Below are 1082 nucleotides of genomic sequence, written 5' to 3' on the forward strand. Positions count from 1 at the left end.
TCTGCGGTGATCGCGACACCGGAGCTGATAGAGGCGGCGGCAACCGACTTGGCGAGTATTGGTTCGACGGTCAACGCCGCGCACATGGTGGCCGCGGCCCCGACCGTCTTTGTGCCACCTGCGGCCGCTGATGAGGTCTCGGCGGGGATCGCGCACCTGTTCTCCGGTTACGCCCAGGACTATCACGCGCTGGCCGGGAAGGCGGCGGCGTTTCAGGAGCAATTTGTGCAGCACCTGACCACCAGTGCCGGCGCGTATGCCGGCGCGGAGGCCGCCAACGTCACGTCGCTGATCAAGCCCTTGACAGCAATTGGGGCCCCGATTGCCGCTGCTGCCACAACCGCCCAGTCCACGATGAGCGATTTAATAGCGAATGTGATAACAAATATTCAAGCCGGAATAGAGACATTGATAACGATGATTACATCTTTATTAATGTTGCTAGCGATTGTACCCTTTTTGCTACTGTTTCTTTTAAGTGTTGCTTTATACGGGCCATGGTGGCTTGTTTTGCTTAATGCCGGGCGTGGGTATTGAGATGACGCCCCCCTCAGCGCGGTCGGTGAGGTTCGCGCAGTCGGATCGACGCCCAACGAGTTGGTCGCGAGGGTTGGATTCTCCATCGTTCCTTCGCCGAACCTTTCACGTTCGTGGTCGGGCAGCGTCTAGCCGACGACGAGGCGTGTCTCGGCTTTGAAGGTGCCGTCGCGGTTGTCCCGGACGTGGACGCTGGTGGTGATGGCGATGTCCGGCCAGGGCCAAGAGGCAGGCCGCAACGCAGAGCGCGTCTGTTAGATCGGGAAGAACATCGGAATGGGAGTACCTGTTGCAATAAAAAGTAAAACTAGTGCTACCCAAGCGCCTATGATTACAAAAGTGCCGACCGTAACGAAAATGCTCCATAACGCCGGGTAGCCTTGAATAAATATCCAAAACTGGTAAAAGGCTGCGCCCAATATCTTGAGTAATTGGTCGAAAGCTGCGCTAACAATGTTGCCTAACTCGTATCGGACAGCCCCGACGGCGCTGCCAATCAAGTTCACAACCCCTCCCAAGGGCTTTAGCAACGACGCCATGTTGGC

General features: G+C 56.8%; 2 protein-coding genes. One reads left to right on the top strand and one right to left on the bottom strand.

All coding sequences use genetic code 11. The features are described from left to right. The coding region (locus A5706_RS00415) for a PE family protein (protein WP_068125968.1) at positions 1–537 on the top strand (537 nt) is incomplete at its 5' end. 254 nt (positions 538–791) lie between these two features. Here the strand turns inward: A5706_RS00415 and A5706_RS00420 are convergent. Next, a partial coding sequence (locus A5706_RS00420) for a hypothetical protein (RefSeq protein WP_231984910.1) occupies positions 792–1082 on the bottom strand: 291 nt, incomplete at its 5' end.

Origin of the sequence: Mycobacterium sp. E796 (genome assembly GCF_001672815.1) — a bacterium.
In the GTDB taxonomy this organism is placed as follows: Bacteria; Actinomycetota; Actinomycetes; order Mycobacteriales; family Mycobacteriaceae; genus Mycobacterium.